Here is a 20,582-nt window from a genome sequence, read left to right as displayed (position 1 = left end):
TAATTTCACTTTTCAGTGAAGGAGTTCAGTATAGGCAGCATGATATGATTAGCCTGCATGCATACACTTGAGCCAACTGCCTGGCTTGAAGATATAATCGATACACCATCAATGGCTGGGGATCTCGACTAGGTATCTCTACCGTTTCCACATGCGCCGTCAGTTCTAACGGGTCAAATCGTAAAACGACGCTCCCTTTCTCTCCCAACCAGGTTACCTCGCCACCGTTGATCACAGGCCTGTGGAAACTGATGAAATGCTCCGATATGCTCCGTTCTGACTCACTTGTTCCCTCATCAAATACGAAATGATCCGTTAACGTTAGCTCCGCTCTCGCTTCCTCTTGGCTGACCTTCCACTCGAAGGACCGTTTGAATGCGTGGATTCGTGCCTCCGGTCTATAGGCAAGCGTCAGATCCAGTTCAAACCTGACAGCGCCTTGATCCGTTTCGTATCTTGTGACGAAGGCCCTGTGCGCTTCACCGGCTGCCTGCTGCTCACCATTGATGATAGGAACCGAATGTCCCCCAGATGAGGCATGCAGGTGGTCATAGCGTTCATTCCCGAAATATTCTCGCGTGTATACGCCCATTCCGAGATCTGCCAACAGCGTATCACCCTCAGTATGGATAATAAAATGACCGAGGTCGTTATGGTTGTGAGGCTCGTTGTTATGACCTCCTTTGGCCGAGAAAGCAAGCAAACCTTTGGAGGTTTCGCGTTTATCCACCAACCAATCCGTACTGGGAAAGTAGAATGTTCCCTCTGCACCTTGCGCATGCAGCCATTCGGGCTCTGTCCACATCAAGTTGCGGAACACGAACGGCCAGCGATAGCAATGATCTTCATGAAACGAGGGCACACTTGACATTGTCGGTGGAGCGATGCCAAGTCTGCGGCATAACCGACTGATTAGTCCAGTTGCCGGCCTAAAGGTGGGCCTGCAATCCGAATAATTGATGCAGGAGGAATCGCTAAGTGCAACAGCTGCCGGGAATTCGGCAATCCGCTTGATTTTTTCTTGCTGTAACAAATCTATCGATCCATTCGTAAACTCATACAGCATCTCAGCCCAGTAGACAAAATACCCAAAACCGTACCTCCAATAGGCAAGGCCTTCAGGACAGCAGCCATCCTCTCCATATCCAGCAAGAAAGCTATCCATGGCGCTCACAACCCGATCCTGCATGCCAACAAGCCGCTCCCGGTCATCGATCAGCAACAGCGCTGCCATCCCGACGGCACCGCCACATACGGCCGACCAATTATTCGTCTTTGAAGTCCAGATGAAATGATGAGCACTTTCGAACACAGGCTGGAACACACGGTGCTCGATTTCTTGCTTCACCCTGTGCGTTACCCAATCATTCAAACGGTTCCCTACGAGATACAGCACTTCTGCCAAAGCATGCGCCGTTTCAGCGGCGAACAAGTCCACATAGCGGTTCGGAGGTACACGCGATATCAATACTTTCTCTATCGTATCCGGTAGATGGGCCGGTACGGCCCAGGCGTACTCATTACAAATTTCCCAGATCAGATTTTCTAACGTCTCCTTATACTCATCGCTATCATCAAGCGCCATCGACAAGGCAAGGGCAAGTAAGCGTCCTCTGCGTTCAAAATATGGCTTTTCGAATTCCTTACGAGTTCCTAACGAATGAAATGTCTGGAAATCCGAGAAAGACAGGAGAGGAACAGGCTCACGCCTGGCCCTCTCTGCTTCCTCACGTATTTCCTTCATTAATTGGGCTAGATGCGGGGCCTCAAGCAGGTCCCTTCTTCTCGCCGGTGTCAGAACCCCAGATGTCAGGGTTGTCGGCCTTTGTTGAACGGCTATTATCGCTTCTCTTAATTGATGAAACGGAATCATGGAATTCTCCTTTTTGGTTCATCGTCAGGTTCACCGTCATCGGCAAGTTACTCGCATCCCTCAGGAGTATCTCAGCAGCAGCTGATGTGATATGCTTACCCTTCTGTGCTTCCACTTCATGAATAAATGCATCCAATTGGTTATGCTGCAGCTTTACAACCAGACTGTTGGCAATTCCTTTATTATCAATCCATGACATGGCCGTAAACTGACTAATGAGCGCTTGCATCGAATCGATGTCCGCATAGGTTTGGAACGTGACCGTGTGACTTCCTTCGTTCCCCACTGCATCAACCCCCGTCACGCTGAGCGCATGCATCCCTAGAGGGAGCGTGTATAGTAGAATCTGATCTCCTTCAACGATTTGTTGCTCATCAAGCCATACTTGGGTCCTCGACGAATCTACACCGGACAAGGAATCGGTTAATATAAATTGAGGCGTGAGCACTTCACTGTTCTTCAACACCTGATTCACGCTCGGCGTGGAAACCGTTATACTTGGACCCGTCATATCTAGCTGAATAGTTTCCGATTGTACGACTTCCACGTTCCCGGCGTAATCAATAGAACGATAAGAAACCGTGTGGATGCCCTCCGTATCGATCACAATTGGCTGCAGATAAGGCTGCCAAGTCGCCCCTCCATCCAAACTATAGTTCGTTTGGGCCAGAGTGGACGATCGTTCACCACGATCTAATTGAATCGTAATCGGATTCACGTACCAGTTATTGGCTCCATCCGGCTGGGCAGGCGTGATGGATGCTGCCGTTATCGGCTCACGAAGCTGCGTAACCACGATGTCGTCAAAGAGCAAATTATCGAAGCCGCCTGCATAGAACCCAATCGTTCCGGTCAAATTGTGCGCAGGATCAGAAGCTTTTAACTTGAGGACCCCATTGACCAATAGGGAGATATCCGCGCCATTCACGATCAGTTCAAAGGTATACTCCGTATTCGGAGCCAAGTCCTCATAGTTCAGGTTGGACTGTTTCACAGTCCCCCAGGCACCGTTATACAGAATCCATTGCGACGCTCCGTCCACCGTCTTCCTATACCCAATTCGATCACCGCTGCCGGAAACCAAGCGATCAAAGATATATAACGTCGCTGCGCTCGGGATCGTGGCTGGTGTCTTCATCTTGAACGTCAAATTGTAGTTTGTGAACGAACGTGGAGATGTGGCGGACGCCCCTTTTAACAGCTTATACTTATGATCACCGTTAACCGTGATAATGCTACGATTCGGATCCACAGGCCAGCCGCCTCCGCCAGATTCAAAGTCCGTCTTCTGCAGAACGTCCGACACGATGATGTGGCTAGTTGCTGACGCCTCTGGAGTCTCGACCGATGTCACGGTAATGTCCGTCTCACCTGGTCCGACGGCGGTGACTAAACCATTCCCATCGACAACAGCTGCGGCGGGATTGCTCGATGTCCAAATAACAGCATGATTAACGCTATCTGAAGGATCAAAACTCACATGCAAGTTCAGCCCTTCATCTGCCCCGAGATTTGTGCTAGTTCGATCCAACAGGAGCCCTGCTACCTTCGTGGTCGGCACCGACAGCTTAATGTCATCGAACAGCAGATAGTCAAATCCACCTGCATAGAAGCCGACCGTTCCAGACGGATTATACGTTGAATCCGTCGCCTTTAACTTCAGCACACCATTCACATAGAGGCTGATGTCAGCCCCTTTTACAAGCAGCTTGATACTGTACTCGGTATCCGCCGCCAAATCTGAGTATGGCAGGTTCACTTCCTTAACGGTCCCCCAGGCTTTATTATAGAGAAGCCACTTGGACGTGCCGTCCTCAATCTTGCGGTAGCCGATGCGGCCCCCGCCGCTCGAACCTAATCTGTCGAAGAAATAAATCGTGCCGAGGCTCGGCATCGTTGGCGGTGTCTTCATCTTGAATGTTAGTTCGTAGTTGGCATATTCGTTCGGTGAAACTGCCGTCGCGCCTTTCAGCACTTTATACATATGATTGCCTTCCATATCTACGACGGAACGATTCGGATCCACCGGCCAGCTGTTTCGCCCCGTCTCGAAATCGGTATATTCATAAATACCGTCTCCGATCTCGACGTTAATCATGACTTCATCTTGAAGCAGCGGATTTTCTGCGGAAGTGACCGTGATGACGGCCTGACCGATGCCCGCCCCCTTCAGCGTTCCTTTGCTGTCCACTTTGACCACGCTCTGATCGCTGGACGTAAATAGCAGCTGTGGATTTGTCGCATCCCATGGCAGCACAGCCGTGTGAAGCTCATACGCTTTGCCGATTCCAATCGTCACGTTTGCGTCGTAAGCCCGAACACTTTGTACGGGAATGGTATCTGGCGCCAGATACGGTCCTGCTTTGCCAATAATTCCTATGTCGTCAAAAGGAATCGGATGGAAGCCAGGTATTTGCTGGAACACTGCGGCGTCGCTTTTCAGATTGAGATCGCCTCCCGCTAGATTGACAAAGCCAGGATCACTGTTCGTCACCCAGTTATTCGCATACTGCAGCAAATTAAACTTATCGTACGCCCCTTGCGCGTTAGTGATGCTGCTGCGAGCCCTGGTCGGGTTATATATCACATTGTTCTGTAAGGTATTCGTCGTCGGATAATACCGATTTTCCGTAAAGAAGTCCGCGAGCTCCGGATATTTGACCAAATACGGCGTGCCGACAAAATTGTTGTTTTGGGCAAATAACGCCTGCCATTTCGGCATGTAGTTCTTCGGGATCTGCTTATCTGGTGCATCACCTAGATAAATGTCGGCATAATCATAAGGGACTTCACTATCAATGAACAGATTATTCTGGGTCTTAATGTGTGCCCCGCCGTTATTTTTAATTGCGGAATTGCCCATTTTGTAGAAAATATTATCTTCAATCGTCAGCCCCATCGTGAAATTGTCTGGATAAACGCCCTCTACCCCAGCTTTGGTTTCGCCAATGTTGTGGAAATAATTTCCCCGAATGACAGTCCCCCGCTGTTGCGGTGTCTCGCCTGCGTTCATATAGATAGCTCCGAGGTCGGAGAACATTTTGCATACATCATAAATGTTATTGTACGCCACAAGATGGTCGTTGCCGAAGATCAGAATGCCAGGATGCGGTGCATCGTGAATTTCGTTGTGCGACACACGGTTGCCAACACCGGTCAGAATGACGCTCGGATTGTACGCCTTGTGATAATAAGCGAAGTCGTGGATGTGCGAATTTTCCACATAGTTGTTGCCAGGCTCCAGGGTGACACGGCTGCCTCCGTTCAATGTGACCGCTGTCCCGCCGATATGATGAATGTGACTGTTCGTTATCCCGTGATTCACCCCCGTAGCTGTCGCAAAATCATTGTATAACCATCGGCTTTGCGTATTAATCTGCACGCCGCCATTTGTAAAGTTGCGGATTTCGCAATGGGATAGCAGCACATGATCGCCACCCATAATCACCACAGCTGAATCGCGCCCATTCTCCAAAGTCAGATCCTCGAACGTGACATAGGAAGCCCCGACCGCATTAATCATCGGTGTTTTCAGCATCGTAACGGTAATCTCGGGATGCTCCGCTTCAAACGATGCGGTCGGCATGAAATACAAGACTCCCTGCGTACGATCAATGTAATATTCACCAGGCATATCAATTTCCTCGAGTAAATTTTGCGCGAAATGAAAATCCGGATACCAGTTCTTAAACAAGCCGCTCATTTCACCATAGCGCAATGTGATCTGTTTATTCACGGTATCAATCGAAGCGATTTGGTTATACGACCATTCCCAGCTGTAACCGAAAATACCGTCCAACCAAATGTCGTTGGCATTCGTCCAATATTGCGGCCGGTCGTACGTGTAACTGAATGTCCCGCCTCGATCCTGCAGATCAGCATCCTTACGTGTCGGACCCGCATCGATAATGTCCCCCATTTGCACCGTACCGTTATTCGGCCAGCGCGCAAGCGTCATGCCCTCGCCTGCCACGTACAGCTCCATGGGAGGAACCTGACTGACATCGTTCGCCTTGTAGTAACCGTGTCGGCTCATCACGCCGTAATCCGAAATGCCGTGACTACTCAGATCAACCTGCAGCACTTTAGTGCGGGCATCGGCACTAATGATCCGCTGCTGGATGGCCGGATCAGTAACTGGTGTAAACCAATTCTTTTCGAGTGATTGGCCGCCGGACAGACTTACTTTCTCGTTCGGATAGGCTTTGTAGATGATCGGACTTGCAGCCGTACCTGAATCCTGTCCCTCAATCTGGAAGCTAGCTGTTCTACTATACGTGCCGCCACGCAAATAAACGGTCACACCACCCTCCGGCAAGCCGGAAGTATTCTTCAACTGACGAACTGCATCTCGAGCCTTCTCTATCGTTTGAAAAGGTTCATCGATCCCACCTGAATTGGAATCGCTTCCATCGGTGGCTACATAGAAGGCCGTTTCCGGTAATCCGGATTCGGCATGAACGGCAGGTAACATAAACAAATTCGACATCATAGCTGTGATCGCGAGAATGATTGCTTTTTTTCTAAACATAGCACTACATCCCTTCGTAAAGAAAATTTTACTTGTCACAGGAGAGACGTATTCAGGACAGCGTTATCCCTTCACCGAACCAATCATTGTACCTTTCTCAAAGTAACGCAGCAGGAATGGATACATGACCAACACGGGAAGAGCGGATACAATGACCGCTGCCATCTTCAAGCTCTCAGGCGCAGGCGGAACTTCATTCACAGCTGTCGTAAACGGATCGAGCCTGTTCTCGATCAGAATTTGCCGAACGATCTGCTGTAACACGAACTTGGATTGATCGGTCACATACAGCAAATTGTCCATAAATGCATTAATGTGATACACAAGCGACCAAAGTCCGATCGTAACTAAAACAGGAACAGACAGCGGCAAAATAATACGAATGAGAATTCGCAGATCACGCGCTCCGTCAATCCGTGCTGCTTCAATTAGCGCATCCGGAATTGAGCGGAAGAACGAGATCATCACCAACACCTGAAATGCGTTCGCCGCATGCGGAAGCACGTAGACCCACCGCGTATTCAACAGATGCAGCTCCTTGATTAGCAAATAATTCGGCACGATCCCACCATCGAAGATCATGGTAAAGAGCAGGAGCAGTACCAATACCCGCTTCCATGGCATTTCATTGCGAGACAGCGGATAAGCTGCGCAAATGGTAACGATCAGGGTAAGGGCTGTGCCAACGACCATACGGAACAGCGTATTGCCGTACCCTTTCCAGATGAACGGGTAAGTCAACAGTTCCTTGTATGGCGTCAAGGTCAGATCCCTCGGAATCCAGTGAAAGCCGCTGCGGAGCGCCTCTCCCCTTCCGCTTAGCGATACCGACAGCACGTGAATAAAAGGGTAGACGACAATAATGGCGAGAACGCCAAGTACGATATAAATAAGGCTAACGCTTAATCGATCTTGCCAGTTTCCAGTTCTCATGTTGCGAATCCTCCTACCATAAGCCACTCTCTCCCTTGCTTAGTCTGCGCACCGTGAAGTTAGCCCCGAGAATCAGCAGCAACCCTACTAAAGACTTGAACAAGCCAATCGCAGCCGTATAACTGTATTGAAATTGCTGTAGTCCAACGCGATAGACGTAAGTGTCAATGACATCTCCCGTATCGAAGGTGACAGGATTGAGCAAGTTGATAATTTGTTCAAAGTTTGCGCTCAAGAAGCCGCCTAGGCTCAGAATGAACATAATCGCAATGGTTGGCATAATCGACGGAATATTAATATGAAACAAACGCTGCCAGCGATTCGCGCCATCCATGGTTGCTGATTCATGCAGTTCCGGATTAATGCCCGACAGGGCAGCAAAATAAATAATCGAGCCCCAACCGATATCCTTCAAAATGGCCGAACCCACCACAATGGAGCGAAAATATTCCTTATGCCCCATATAAAATACCGGTTTCCCACCAAACCAGCTGACGATCTCAGCCACAATGCCCGTGGTCGGCGACAGGAAATAGATAACAAGACCGGACATAATGACCCACGAAACGAAATGCGGCAGATACATGGTCATCTGCACAAAGCGCTGAAAAAAGCGGGATCTAATTTCATTCAGCAGAAGCGCCAGCACGATCGGTGCGGGAAAGGCGAACAGCAGCAAATAAAGATTCAGCAGCAGCGTATTACTCAGCAATCGGTAGAAATCGGATGAATGAAAGAGCGCCTCAAAATGCTTAAAGCCCACCCATGGGCTGCCCCATATGCCATCGACAACGCGAAAATCTTTGAAAGCGATCAGCACTCCGTAGATCGGGCCATATTTGAATACGAGAAAAAAGGCAAAGGCAAACAAATAGAGCGCAAACAGCTCCCTATTTTTCATAATCGTCTTCATGTCATGTGCACTTCCTCAGGGCCAGTTGCGGCTCCTCCCTCGGCAGCAGCGTATGACTTACAGCCGAGGATACGGATTCGCTTCTTAAGCTGATTATTTTTTAAACTGCTTATTGTACATCTCATTGGCTTCTCTGGTTAACTCGTCTCCACCCTTAGCTTTCCATTCTGCGACATACTTATCGAAATCACTAAGCGGCACTTCTCCACTGATGATTTGTGCAAAATATTTTTGTGTCAGCGCCGTCAAATCTTTTTTATATTTGCCATCGGACGGAAGCGCAGCGAATAATAACGCATCTGTCTGATTCGGTGCGGAAGAATAAGTACGAACCGCTTCGTTCAACTGCGGGTTTGAATATTTATCCCGGTAGGCCCGGGTCGTGATATTGCCAAGGGAGAACAACCGGATGCCAACTGCATCACGTTGCTCCTGCTTTTCGAAGCCCGTTAAGATTTTCGTTGCGCCAGAAGTCGCTCCGCTCGCTGCAAAATCCCATTGCGTTCCTTTAACACCCAAGCTCGTCATATTGATCGTTTCTTCGTCACTGCTCTCTGCTCGCAGTATTTCAAAAATTTTGTTCAGCTTAGCCGGGTCATTCTTCACCTTGTTGCCAAGCACGATGTAATTACTTTTAACTCCCCAATCCCAGCTGCCGCTGCCGCCAGGTCCCTTCGGATTTTTACCCAATTGGAGCTTGGCATTCGGATTGATGTCTTTCATCGCTACATTTGTCGCTCCATCAGCGAGTGCTGCTTTACCAACTTGCTCCTCAATCACACCGATCCGACTGTTATACAGCTTCTTGCGGTACGAATCTTGTGTATCTGTTATATATTCAGGATCGATCACGCCGTCTGCATACCATTTGCGCAGTTTCTCAAGAGCAGCCTTGGCTTCTGGCATAATGGAACCGTTCGTAATCTGACCTTGCTTTTCGTGCCACATGGTTGGTTGTACGCCAAATGCGCCAAATATCGAGTAGAAGCCCGTCGACCATGTCGACGTTGCCGTACCGGTCAAGCCGTAGGTGTCGTTCTTGCCGTTGCCGTCAGGATCCTTCTTGGCGAACGCATAAGCCGCCTGCTCGAATTCATCCAGAGTCTCTGGAAGCTTCGTGATACCGACCTTGTCGAGCCAGTCTTTGCGCCACAACATGGTAAGGTCATAAGGTTTCAAATCGATAAACATCGGTACTGCCCAGAGCTTCTCGCTAAATGTTACCGTCTGGAACAGCGCCTTCGACTGCTCAACATCTTTATAGTATTCAGGCATTTTATCTTTCACCATGCCCGGATCCAAGTCCATCAGAACCCCTTGTGCTTGGTAGGCAGATACATTCGATGGATCACCCAGCATGAACACATCCGGTACGTCACCGGAAGCGATACTGGCATCGGTCACTTTGACCGGTTTGATTTTGATATTGAATTTCTGTTCAAGCCACTTCTGTACTGGCGTATCGGCCACGACAGCCGGCGCTTGGAATTGAATGCCCCACGTAATTTCAATCGGCTTTGCAGCAGCAGTACTACTCGGTTGACTCGATTCGGAAGTTGTTTTCTTATCTGTGGAACATCCGCTAAGTACGCTTGCGGCCATACTAGCTGCTAATACGGTGAGTGCGACTGGTTTCATTTTATAGATAGGCACAATAATCTCCCCCTGCTTCACATCATGATTTCCGTTCCTTAACGCGCTCTACCCCGGCCGGGAATTGGGAACGGTTACATCCTTTACGATATCCCGTGGCACTCAACTACACAATGATCTCATTCGATTTTCATTATGTTTTTCCTTTCTGAGGCTGTTTTTATCGCTTTATGTTATCCGATTTTTCGTATGTTTTTCGCCTCTCGCCTTCCCCGTGCTTCATTCTGTGCTATAATTTGCATGGTGCTGAGTACGTTATCCACCCGAACTTGAAAACGCTAACACTACGAAAGGAGGGTTTGGATGCCTAGTCTTCAACTCATTCGCAACCGATCTCTCTTCGTCAAACTGCTGTTGTCTATGACGGCGATCGTCATTGTCACGGTCATCCTCATTTCCTCGGTCACCTATACGATTTCTGCCGATACCAGCATTCAGAATTCGATTGAATATAATCAATCCATCATGGAGCAGCAGCGAGAATTGATTCATAAAGAACTTTATGCGATACAGAATATCGCCTCGAGCATGGTCATGACCCAGTCCTATCTCTATCATAAAATCAACGATAAGCTGAGTGTATCTTCACTCATTGACTTGACTCGCTTTTTGGAAGAGCAGCAGAAGCTGAGTCCTTATATCGACTCCATTTATCTCGTATACAATAAACTTGATCTCATACTGACCTCCCGTTCCGATATGAAAATGTCTCCATTATCATCCTTCACAGACCGTTCTTGGATGACAGTCATGAATGAAGACACAGCGAACCGGACGGTGTGGCTTACCAATCGTCCTGGCAATGCGGCCAAAGGGACATTGGCCACCAGTTTAATGCAGAAAATGCCGCTCATTGGTCCAGTTGATGGGGCTATTGTGATCAATTTGAAGCTCGACGTGCTCTTTAAAGAATATTTGAGCCATTATCATAATAAAAAGGGACTGACGCTTGTCCTCGGTTCCAATGGCGAACCGCTCTACAGTGAAACGGAAGAAGCGGCTGCCCTCATCGGGAAGTTTGATCAAAGCGTGCTATCCGCTCCGGAAAGCGGCTCCTACGTTGACGATCGTCATTGGATTGTGACCTACACGACCTCTAGCGTGACAGGCTGGAAGTTTGTTAATTTGACCAAACGATCTGTTCTGCTCCAGGGCCTTAACCGCATTAAAATGATTGTGGCTGCCATTTCTGCGATTTACGTTACTGTTGCCATTGTGTTGTTGATCTATATCTCACAGCGACTATATCGGCCGCTCAAAAGCGTTCTCGCCTATATCAGCGGCGGCGAGAGAGCAAACCCAGAAGCCTCCCTGCCTGCCGCCGACGAAGCGAGCTTCATTCAGATGGCTTTCGAACGGCTTCGTCATAGCCGGGAAACGATCCTCAGCGAGAAGGAACGGGTAGAAACGTTGCTTGGCGACAACCGTTCAGCGATCAAGGAGAAATATTTGAGCGATCTTATCAAGGGACGGGCGATTTCTCAGCAAAGCAGTGGTCTGGAGAAGGATGCAGCGGAGCTTTTGGGATTAAAGCTAGATTTTGAACGCTTTGCCATCCTCACCATCGAGTTGGAGGAACAATCACTGCTGAATGACTCAACTGGCAATCTCCATTTTCATCTCTTTCAATATGGCTTAATTGAAGAAATTGGACTCGAGATCGACGGTGAAATCTTCGCCAGAGATGATGAACGCATCTTAATCATCATGCTTGCTGTACCAGCCAATCAAGATGATTTCCCTGTTGAGCTTGCGAGAAAACTGCAGAGTAACATGGAGAGCCGTTACAGCATCATGGCTACGATCGGCCTTAGCCGCATCCATGCAGGTGTGCAGTCGGCTCAAAGCGCCTATGAAGAATCGGTCGAAGCACTCAGCCTCAAAATGTATGTCGGCAAGGGAGAAATCGTGCCTTATACCATCGTTAGCTCTTGGAAGCAGGATGAAGAGACCTATTTCTACCCCTACGAGCTAGAGACCAAGCTGCTTCAGGCGCTGCTTCAGTTGCACGAGGAGGAATGTGCGGAGACGATTAGCCGTATCACCAAAGAGGTGACCGCCCGCAGGCTGGGAAAAGCCAATGTACAGCAACTCTTCTTTCAATTAAGCGGGGAGATTGTGAAAACGCTGGTGCAAACCGGAGGAGATATGACCGCCGTGCTCGGAGATCGACCGTTCGTGCCCTCCGATATCCAGACACTTCGCGATATGGAGGCACGCTTGATGGAGATGTGCGCCCAAATCATTGCGCACAATCGGGAGAAGCGGTTGAAGCTCAATGATATGACCTTGCAGCTTGCTACCGAATTTATGGAGAAGAACTATAATAACAACATCACGATCGAGACGGTTGCCGGACACGTGCAGCGAAGCACGTCCTTTTTGAGCCGTATTTTTAAGGAAACAACGGGTACAACAATCAACGACCATCTGATTCATCTGCGAATCAAACGTGCCTGTGAACTGCTGCGGCAGCCAAAATATTCGTTGGAAGACATCTGCCGTGAAATCGGCTATGCGAACGTCAGTTACTTCAGCAAGCTTTTCAAATCTCGCATGGGGAGTACGCCAGGACAATACCGCCTACTGCAGACGGTGGACCAGGTTCCGGCGGGGGGTATGGGGGATTCGGAGTAGGCGCGGGACGAAGTGGCTTAGCGGAACGTTGTAAACTAGCATATCAGAGTCGCAATACTGTGATGGATTCGTTATTAAACACTTCCCCGTTGTCACGAAAGCCGAAACTCTCATATAGCCTTTTGGCTGCGACGTTATCGGACTTATAAGGGATCCAGCAGAATTGTGCTCGCCCTGCTGGGAAAGTGCGGATAAATTCCAAGATTTTAGCCATGGCATTCCGACCATAACCACGGTTTTGGTATTGCTTGTCAATCATGAGTCGCATGATACAATAGTTGTCTTCTGCGATTGACGGCTCATCGTATCCAGTGATACCATAAGCCACCATAACGAACCCGACGGGTTGCTCATCCGCGTAAATGACGAACGGGAATGGATGTCCCCCATTCGTTGAAAGAACATAACAAGAAGCAACACTAGACAGATTTGACGCAACAAAGTGGCGTTGGTCCTCCGAAACTTCCAAGTTAAACATAGCACGCCGGTTTTCCAAAGTGATTTTTCTGAGAGTAATCATGCAGGGCTTCCCCCTTAAAATTTTTATTGTAATTCAAGCCATGGTTCTGGCTGACTCGGATTCTATTCATAGCGAAAGGAAACAATTTAATTTTTTACCTTTATTAAACAAAAATGTACATTTCTATTATAAACAAAAGAAGAGTTGCCGCGAGCGCAACATTTCAAAATCAAAAAAACACACCGGCCTATTGGAACGAGTGTGTTTTTTTGATTGCTGGTGTGAATGACTTCATTTTCTTAATGCTTTTGAGCAACCTTTTTCTTTGAGGAGTCACTGTCCAGCCATTTGCTTGCGGTATTCCTTCGGGGAGACTCCCGCTATTTTGTTAAACATATGAGTGAAATAATTAGAATCGTTGAATCCGGTAGCCTCGGAAATTTCGAATATTTTCATTTCTGTGCTTTTCAGCAGAAGCTTCGCTTTCTGTACGCGCAGGTTCTGGACATAGACGGTGACACTTTCCCCAATCTCCTTTTTAAACAAATTGCTGAAATAGCTGGGGTTGAGATGGACATGGGCTGCCACCTCAGCCAAGCCGCATACCCCCATGTATGACTCTTCGATAAACCGAATGGCCTGCTTGACGGGATTATCATTCTTACTAGCAAGCCAGTTATTGTGGGACTGCAGGAATTCATTAATGTATCCCTTCAGCCATGCTACAATTTCCTCCGACGTTGTACATTTGTAGACAGAATCCCACTCTATAGGGCGAACGATCATTTGCCATTCGGGAAACTGGACCTGCACCAGCCGGAGAATGGCAGCAGCCAGCAGCAGCGCTTCGATCTTTGCGGATTGCGGAGGTAAATAGCATATCCGGAGAGCTTGCCCCTGCATCTCCCGGCTCAGCAGACTGTTATCCTCCGACATAAGCCAGCTTACAATCTCCTTCTCCTTCTCGTAAAGCGCTGTCTGGTTGAGCAGTGATTCATTCACAGAACCGTGGTGCTTATACCCTTCCCGGCAATACCGTCTGTAGCCCTGGTGTAAGTCCTCCGTACTAGCGCATTGCCCTTGTCCGTTGCATTCAAGAACCAACCTTAGATAATGATGGACAGAATCGGTAAGTAACTGCAGCCATGAAGAGGATGTATCCTGCCGGGAAACACTCCGGTCCACCAATAAAGCCCACTCCGAAGCGTTCAAGGGAAACAGGCGAAAGCCGCCGGGAAACCATTTATTCAACTGCTCCCCTGCTATATTGGAGAAAGCAAACTGCAAAAGCGGCACATCCTGATCTGAATAATGCTTTTCCGGTGGGAAATAGGTAGGAACACGGAGAAAATGCAGTTCGCATTGCTTCATCCGTTTTAGCAGAGCGTCAACCTCTTCACCGTTGCAGGGCATGCCCATGATCGCCGAGCGTAGCTCGCTGTCTTCATGCTGGCGCTTCCAGCCCTCTACCAAGAGCTGGGACTGGCTTTCTTTAATCAGCTGCACATAAATCCGATCGAGTACGCATAAGATATCCGATTCCACACAAGGCTTCGTGATAAAGTCCAGCACCCCGAACTTGACGGCAGACTGGGCATATGTAAAATCCTTAAATCCGGTTACAAGCACAATTTTAGTTAGCCAACCGCGGTTTCTGATTTCTTCAGCCAGCCGCAGACCATCAATATGGGGCATCCGGATATCGGTCAACAAGAGATCCGGGACACATTTCTCCATCATTAACAAGGCGTCCCGGCCATTTCCAGCTTCCCCCATGACCACCCACTCGGCGGACCGCTTCCCTACCAGCCTCCTCAATCCCTTACGGAAGTTTGGCTGGTCTTCTGCAATAAACATCTTACCCTTCATCCGTCCCCTCCTCATGACTCCCCAGTGTCCCGGACTTAATAGGAAGCGTCATGTGAACAACCGTTCCTTTTCCTATACTGCTGATAATTTCCACTCCATAAGAGGGTCCGTATACCAGTTGAATGCGCCTCAACACACTTTTGTAGCCGATTCCCGTCTTATTGCAGTCTGGCAGCACAGCATCCTCCTCAGTCAAAATTCTCAGGGTTTCTTTATCCATGCCACAGCCATTGTCAGCTACCTCGATATGCAGCGCTTCATTAAATAGGAACGCTTTAATCCGCAGCACTCGGTCACTCTCCATATCACTGAAAGCGTGCACAAAAACATTTTCCACCACCGGCAGTAAGAGGGATCGCATCATCCGCAGATTCAGCAGAGACTCCTCAGCTTGAATAATGGTTTCAATCTCGCCAGTGAACAGCTCTGTCTGGATTTTGATGTAATTGCGGATCTGATGCAGCTCTTCACCAAGAGTCGTATCCGTCTGAACAGATTTAATGGAATACTTCAACATCTCCGAGATGGCATTGATCAGAAGCGCCGTCTCCTCTTGGTCGTCGCTATACAGCTTCCAATACAGCTCATTGAACAGGTTGTGAAGAAAATGAGGGTTCAGCTGCGCCTGGATGGCCTTCAGCTCCGATTCCCTCTGGCTGATTTGCGCCAAATATACCTTATTGATCAGCTCACTCACTTGCTCCGCCATGCTGTTGAAGCTGTCTCCGATGTAGCCCAACTCATCGCCGGAATCCACTCTTACACGGACCGTGAAATCGCCGGAACGCAGCAAACGCAGTCCCTGCATCAGATGGGCCAGAGGAGTCAGGAGTGTCCGGGTGGAAATCGTAATAAGCAGTGCACTTAGCAGGATCACGCCGATTCCGGCAAATGCCAATACCTGAATGATGTCTTTATTTTTCCTCTGTATCTCTTGCAAGGAAGCCCCTCCATAAAGGGTAAATCCTGCCGGAATCAGCTCGTGGCGGACAAACAGATAGGAGATGCCATTCATTTTGACGTAACGGGGATAATTTGCTTCTGTCAGTTGCAAGAGTTGCTCCATCTCGCTTTGGTCGGTATTGGAGTAAAGCATACCTCCCATAGGCTCCAGTAGCAGCACCTTGCCACTGCCGTTCTCCGTAAGATCTCGCAGCACCTTGGATACCAGGCTTTCCTCCATCACCAGCACCATGGTGCCATATGGGATAAGCTTCTCATTGAGCATCCGCCTAGCAGCAACCAGAACCGTTCTGCGACCGTCGGGATCAATGGTGCTGGCCGCCTCGGCCCGGCCCCAGACCATATTCCCCCGATGGGGCTTAAGCTTATCCATCATCCTGGTCAAGTCATCTGTTCCCGGCTCTCCCGACGCACCTGTCTTAGAAAGAACCGTCATTTCCCCGTTTTCATTGTATAAGAAAACGGAACGGATAGACGGCGCATCCACCAGCAGCATATTCAATTGCTCTTCCACATACTTACGGTTCTTGAATTGAGTGTAAGAATCGCTTACGGGAACGGTGTTCTCCCTGAGGAACAGTTCGATGTTCGGATTCAGGATAATGGATTGGGATACCCGGTTTATTTCCTGGAAGGACATCTCCAGTCGGGCCAAAGCCTGTTCGTTGGCGATGGAGAACTGCCTGCTGATTTCACCCTCCATTAACTGGATATTTGACCGGTAAACCATCCAGCCTGCCAAGGCAAAGGCAAGTGTTACCATACACGAGAGCAGCACGATCAGTTTGATCTTAAAGCTGCCCTTAATCTTTCCAGCTATATTTCCCGGCCAGCTTGTGGGATACAGTCAGCTCCCCTCCCCCCTTGAATTTCATACTGTATTATAAAACGCTTCCTTCCAAGTAAACAAGGTTTTCATTTTACCTGTCTACTTAAGAAGAAAGCGCATCATGCTCCGGTCCGGTTTACCCCTATTATGTTAAAGCTTCATACAAGGCAATAAGAGCAAGGGACTGCCCGTATGCCATCGGCATGATGGTAATATTTTTATAATGATCCTTATCCATTCCCATACCGGTTCCAGCCGAAACATTCAGCACAGTTCCATCCCCGCTAATATTTTGACAAACCGCCTGGATGGCTGTATCTGCAACAGTCTGATAGGAGGAATCCAGAATGCCGGCTTTTATGCCTTTTAGAATACCCGCAGCAATTGCGGCAGATCCGGATACCTCTTCATAGCTGGTAATGTCTTGCAGGACTGTGTGCCAGAGACCGGAAGCGGCCTGGAGCGGAACGAGAGCATTGATCTGAGCTTTATACGTATCAACTAGAAATTGACGGACGCCCGGGTTAATCGTATCCTGACAAGTTTCCAGGTAATCCACGAGGCCGTAGGTGAACCAGGAATTGCCACGGCACCAGAAGATGCTGCCAAAATTATCATTGCGCTCGAAACTCCAGCCGTGGAAGAACAGTCCGGTATGTTTGTCGAACAAGTACTTGATATGGAGCAGAATCTGGTGTACGGCTTCTTGCTCCCACTCCGGCCGGTTAAACTTTCGCCCAGCCTGGCTTAGAAACAAAACCGCCATAAAGAGCGTATCAATCCATATCTGCCCATTGTGCAAGTGGACTCCATCCCGGTTGCCAATTGCAGTGACTGTATGCTGGAAGCCGCCTTCTTTGGTTTTGGGCAGCTCATGAACGAGCCAATCCGCGTGATCCCGACATAGTTGTTCCAACTGGTTAGAAGGCTCCAACTGATCCAGGAGCATCACCAAAGCAAGATAAGGGGCGGTCGTATTAATGTTTTTGGACGGCAGTCCCACTTCCAAATTGCGGGAATACCAGTTCTGAAAAAATGCCATATAGCGGTGATCGCTATAATATTTCTGCAGTTTATACAGACCATAGAGACCGACGCCCTGGGGCCAGTCCCATTCTTCAATTCCGAAATCCCGTTGGACAATCCCTTTGCTTGTATCGGCCTGGACCACGGTTTTATCCTTCTCATAGTCGCTGCCGCCCAGATTCATAAGCTTATCTACGACCAGTCCAATTTTTTGGAGCAGCATTTCGTTTGTCATGATTCTTATACTCCTTCTCATATAAAATGTTCCGAAAGCAAACTTGGCCCGACCATTGCCGAACCAAGTCTGCATTCATTCTATTTCAGCCCCATCACCCTTACTTCTTATGCTGGGAGCGGACCAGCTCAAGGATATCCTTACCTAGGAAGGCTCTTTCTTTATTTTCTTTGTACCAGGTATTCATGAATTCCTCGATCTGTTTGCCGCCGCCTCTCTCCCACGCCGCTTTGGCATCCGCTACGGCCTGCTCAGGCGTATATTTGACCCCGCCGATAATGCCTTTGGTAAAGATGTCCTTCATTTCCTTGTCGACATTAGTATTGATCACTACCAATTCGCTCGACAGGGTAGGCATATGTTCATAGTGGCTCAGCGCAGGATACTGGGCCTCGGGATTAAGCAAGAACTCGTCGGCTTTCTTCAGCATGTCCAGACCGGCCTTCTGGTCAGGATCGCTCACGTCGAACGCAGTAGTGGAAGCCAGAAGCGGATTCTCGGGGAACGAGTAGATCATGGAGTAGTCCACAGCCCAATCCAGTTCCTTGGCATTCTTCGCAGGATCAATGACCTTGAGAAAACCATCCGCACCTTTTTTCCAATGCTCTCCTTCAATTCCTTTCCTCAGTATCAGACCGTTCTCCGGCTTGATGATGAAGTTAATATATTCCATAGCGGCCTTGGGATTTTTGGCTGCGGCATTGATCACCGTGGTCATTTGAACCGGATTAACCACATGATGAACGAATTGCCCCATGGAAGACTTGGGCTGCGCCATCGGAGCAATTACCGCCTCCGGAACAACCTTACGGAGCGTTTGGAGGTCTGTTACCGTACTCTCAAACCAGTTGCCGACAACAGGAGGAAGATACACGCCTATTTTTCCGTTCAAATAATCCTGCTTGGCTTTGGCTCCATTCTTATCCGCAAGGTAATCCTTATCGATAAGCCCTTCCTCAAATAACCTTTTCTTGAATTTAAGAGATTCCAGCGTATTATCCCAAGTCCTTACAATTTTGTCATCATTGGAGATTTTCCAGCCGTACGAGCCGAACATGGAATCCACCATGCCGTCCGAGGTATAGCTCATATTGGTTCCATAGGTATCCTTCTTCCCGTTGCCATCAGGGTCCTGCTCAACGAATGCTTTCAGAACGACAAGCAATTCTTCGGTGGTCTTCGGAACTTCCATGTTCAGCTTTTTCAGCCAATCCATCCGGATAAAGGCTACACTCTGCAGGTGGGGCTCATTAATTTTGCCCAATTCGTAAAGCTTGCCATCCGGCTTGGTGCCTATTTTGCGAAGCTGGGGGTACTTTTGCAGCAGCTTCTCGTATTCAGGCGCATACTTCAAGTAATCGTCTAGAGGCATCAATTGCTTCTGCTGGTACAGAGAGTTTCGGAACCCCGTATCGTAATCATTGACAATATCCGGCGCACTGCCCGATGCAAACAACACATTCAGCTTCTTAACTGCCTCTGCCCGGGCAATCGGCACATACTTGGCGGTTACGGGAGAATGCTCATTGATCCACTTGGTCCAACGGTTTTCCTCAACTGTTCCCTCCGCTGCGGGAATATTACCCCGATCATAGTTGGAAACGGTAATGGTAGCTTTTACTTCGGCCTTCCCCTTTGTCGCCTCTTCGTTTTGACTGCAGCCAACTGCCCCTGCTGCCATAACCGTCGACAATCCCAGTGCTAACGTGATTTTCATTTTTGGTGCGGATGTTTGTCCAAACATGTGGAATCCCCCTTAATTTATGATTGATTTCGTTGTTGCCGCTAACCCTTGATAGAGCCAAGCATAATGCCTTTGACAAAATATTTTTGCAGGAGCGGGTATACCACCAGCATGGGCACAACCATAACCATAACCCCAACCGCTTTCAGCTTCTCGGATACCATTTCCTGCTGCTGGATCATATCCATGGCCGACATGTTGAAGTTCCCCTGAATTTGCAGCATCCCTTGAACGATAACCGTAAGATTCTGCAAATTCGTCTTATTGATGTAAAGAATAACGCTCATGAACATGTTCCAATAACCCACTCCGTAGAATAACGTCAGCGTAGCCAGCATGGGAAGAGACAATGGCAGTATAATGCGCATGAGCAGTTGGACCTCGCCGCAGCCGTCAATCTGAGAGGAATCCACCACTTCTCCCGGAATGCTCTCAAAATAGCTTTTCATAATCAACATATTATAGGTGCTGATCAACCCGACAAACCAGAGGGACCAGTAAGTATTGGTCAAATGCAGACTATTCATGACCAGATATGTAGGGATCATGCCTCCGCCGAAGAGCATGGTGAATAAGGCGGCCATTGTGATCGGCTTGCGGGCGTAGAGGTAACGCCGAGATAAGGGATAAGCCATCAACACCGTGGCAAGCATGCTCAAGGCCGTTCCACATAAGGTAATTATTACGCTGTTGGTAAAAGCGCGCAAGGCCGGCGTATTCTCAAAAAAGTAATTGTAAACAGTGAAATCAAGCCCCACCGGCCATAACCAGACCTGACCCAGGTCAACCGCATGCCCCGAGCTTACGGACAACGCAATCAAATGCAGGAAAGGCAGGATGCAGGTGAGCGAAATGATGATCAGTACAGCGTGAATAACGATTACAAAAATTTTTCCGCCTGTTGAGTCCCTCAAGA

At 48.6% G+C, this 20,582-nt stretch carries 12 protein-coding genes; 1 reads left to right on the top strand and 11 read right to left on the bottom strand.

The features are described from left to right. Positions 1-25: 25 nt before the first annotated feature. From ASG89_RS07520 to ASG89_RS07500, 5 genes are all read right to left on the bottom strand, one after another. Entirely contained in the window at positions 26-1,873 is a 1,848-nt protein-coding gene (locus ASG89_RS07520) for a heparinase II/III family protein (protein ID WP_082592832.1), read from the bottom strand. After that, entirely contained in the window at positions 1,767-6,404 is a 4,638-nt protein-coding gene (locus tag ASG89_RS07515) for an Ig-like domain-containing protein (protein WP_063867764.1), read from the bottom strand. The genes ASG89_RS07520 and ASG89_RS07515 overlap by 107 nt, the downstream gene beginning before the upstream one ends. A 63-nt stretch (positions 6,405-6,467) precedes the next feature. Beyond that, on the bottom strand, positions 6,468-7,337 hold the full coding sequence (locus tag ASG89_RS07510; RefSeq protein ID WP_057309973.1) for a carbohydrate ABC transporter permease: 870 nt from the start codon (positions 7,335-7,337) through the stop codon (positions 6,468-6,470). Between the two features lie 13 nt (positions 7,338-7,350). Further along, complete coding sequence (locus ASG89_RS07505) at positions 7,351-8,250, bottom strand: ABC transporter permease (protein WP_057309972.1); 900 nt, start codon at positions 8,248-8,250, stop codon at positions 7,351-7,353. Positions 8,251-8,343: 93 nt separating this feature from the next. After that, positions 8,344-9,903 (bottom strand): extracellular solute-binding protein, encoded by a 1,560-nt coding sequence (locus ASG89_RS07500; protein WP_057309971.1) that lies wholly within the window; start codon positions 9,901-9,903, stop codon positions 8,344-8,346. A gap of 303 nt (positions 9,904-10,206) precedes the next feature. On the opposite strand from ASG89_RS07500, the gene ASG89_RS07495 reads away from it, so the two are divergent. Next, positions 10,207-12,540 carry a helix-turn-helix domain-containing protein gene (locus ASG89_RS07495; RefSeq protein WP_057309970.1) on the top strand — a complete coding sequence of 778 codons (2,334 nt, stop codon included), beginning with the start codon at positions 10,207-10,209 and terminating at the stop codon, positions 12,538-12,540. 43 nt (positions 12,541-12,583) lie between these two features. Here the strand turns inward: ASG89_RS07495 and ASG89_RS07490 are convergent, their stop codons facing one another. From ASG89_RS07490 to ASG89_RS07465, 6 genes are all read right to left on the bottom strand, one after another. Continuing rightward, positions 12,584-13,060 (bottom strand): GNAT family N-acetyltransferase, encoded by a 477-nt coding sequence (locus ASG89_RS07490; RefSeq protein ID WP_057309969.1) that lies wholly within the window; start codon positions 13,058-13,060, stop codon positions 12,584-12,586. A gap of 273 nt (positions 13,061-13,333) precedes the next feature. Then, a complete protein-coding gene (locus ASG89_RS07485) occupies positions 13,334-14,857 on the bottom strand; it encodes a response regulator (protein ID WP_268795595.1) in 1,524 nt (507 codons plus the stop codon). A 1-nt stretch (position 14,858) separates the two neighbouring features. Continuing rightward, positions 14,859-16,595 carry a sensor histidine kinase gene (locus ASG89_RS07480; protein WP_082592830.1) on the bottom strand — a complete coding sequence of 579 codons (1,737 nt, stop codon included), beginning with the start codon at positions 16,593-16,595 and terminating at the stop codon, positions 14,859-14,861. Between the two features lie 211 nt (positions 16,596-16,806). After that, positions 16,807-17,922 (bottom strand): glycoside hydrolase family 105 protein, encoded by a 1,116-nt coding sequence (locus ASG89_RS07475; protein ID WP_082592828.1) that lies wholly within the window; start codon positions 17,920-17,922, stop codon positions 16,807-16,809. A gap of 100 nt (positions 17,923-18,022) precedes the next feature. Continuing rightward, positions 18,023-19,666, bottom strand: coding sequence for an extracellular solute-binding protein (locus tag ASG89_RS07470; protein ID WP_057309966.1), 1,644 nt, complete (start codon positions 19,664-19,666; stop codon positions 18,023-18,025). Positions 19,667-19,707: 41 nt separating this feature from the next. After that, the gene (locus ASG89_RS07465) at positions 19,708-20,580 is read right to left on the bottom strand and encodes a carbohydrate ABC transporter permease (RefSeq protein ID WP_057309965.1); all 873 of its coding nucleotides are present in this window, start codon (positions 20,578-20,580) and stop codon (positions 19,708-19,710) included. Positions 20,581-20,582 lie beyond the last annotated feature (2 nt).

This window comes from Paenibacillus sp. Soil766 (assembly GCF_001428105.1).
Taxonomy (GTDB): domain Bacteria; phylum Bacillota; class Bacilli; order Paenibacillales; family NBRC-103111; genus Paenibacillus_E.
The sequence above is the reverse complement of the archived record's forward strand: the minus strand, read 5'-3'. Positions and strand labels throughout refer to the sequence as shown.

Coding starts and splice junctions, on each gene's coding strand:
- ASG89_RS07505 (WP_057309972.1), bottom strand. CDS start 8,250: ATGAAGACGATTATGAAAAATAGGGAGCTGTTTGCGCTCTATTTGTTT.
- ASG89_RS07495 (WP_057309970.1), top strand. CDS start 10,207: ATGCCTAGTCTTCAACTCATTCGCAACCGATCTCTCTTCGTCAAACTG.
- ASG89_RS07475 (WP_082592828.1), bottom strand. CDS start 17,922: ATGACAAACGAAATGCTGCTCCAAAAAATTGGACTGGTCGTAGATAAG.
- ASG89_RS07515 (WP_063867764.1), bottom strand. CDS start 6,404: ATGTTTAGAAAAAAAGCAATCATTCTCGCGATCACAGCTATGATGTCG.
- ASG89_RS07485 (WP_268795595.1), bottom strand. CDS start 14,857: ATGTTTATTGCAGAAGACCAGCCAAACTTCCGTAAGGGATTGAGGAGG.
- ASG89_RS07480 (WP_082592830.1), bottom strand. CDS start 16,595: ATGGTAACACTTGCCTTTGCCTTGGCAGGCTGGATGGTTTACCGGTCA.
- ASG89_RS07510 (WP_057309973.1), bottom strand. CDS start 7,337: ATGAGAACTGGAAACTGGCAAGATCGATTAAGCGTTAGCCTTATTTAT.
- ASG89_RS07470 (WP_057309966.1), bottom strand. CDS start 19,666: ATGTTTGGACAAACATCCGCACCAAAAATGAAAATCACGTTAGCACTG.
- ASG89_RS07520 (WP_082592832.1), bottom strand. CDS start 1,873: ATGATTCCGTTTCATCAATTAAGAGAAGCGATAATAGCCGTTCAACAA.
- ASG89_RS07490 (WP_057309969.1), bottom strand. CDS start 13,060: ATGATTACTCTCAGAAAAATCACTTTGGAAAACCGGCGTGCTATGTTT.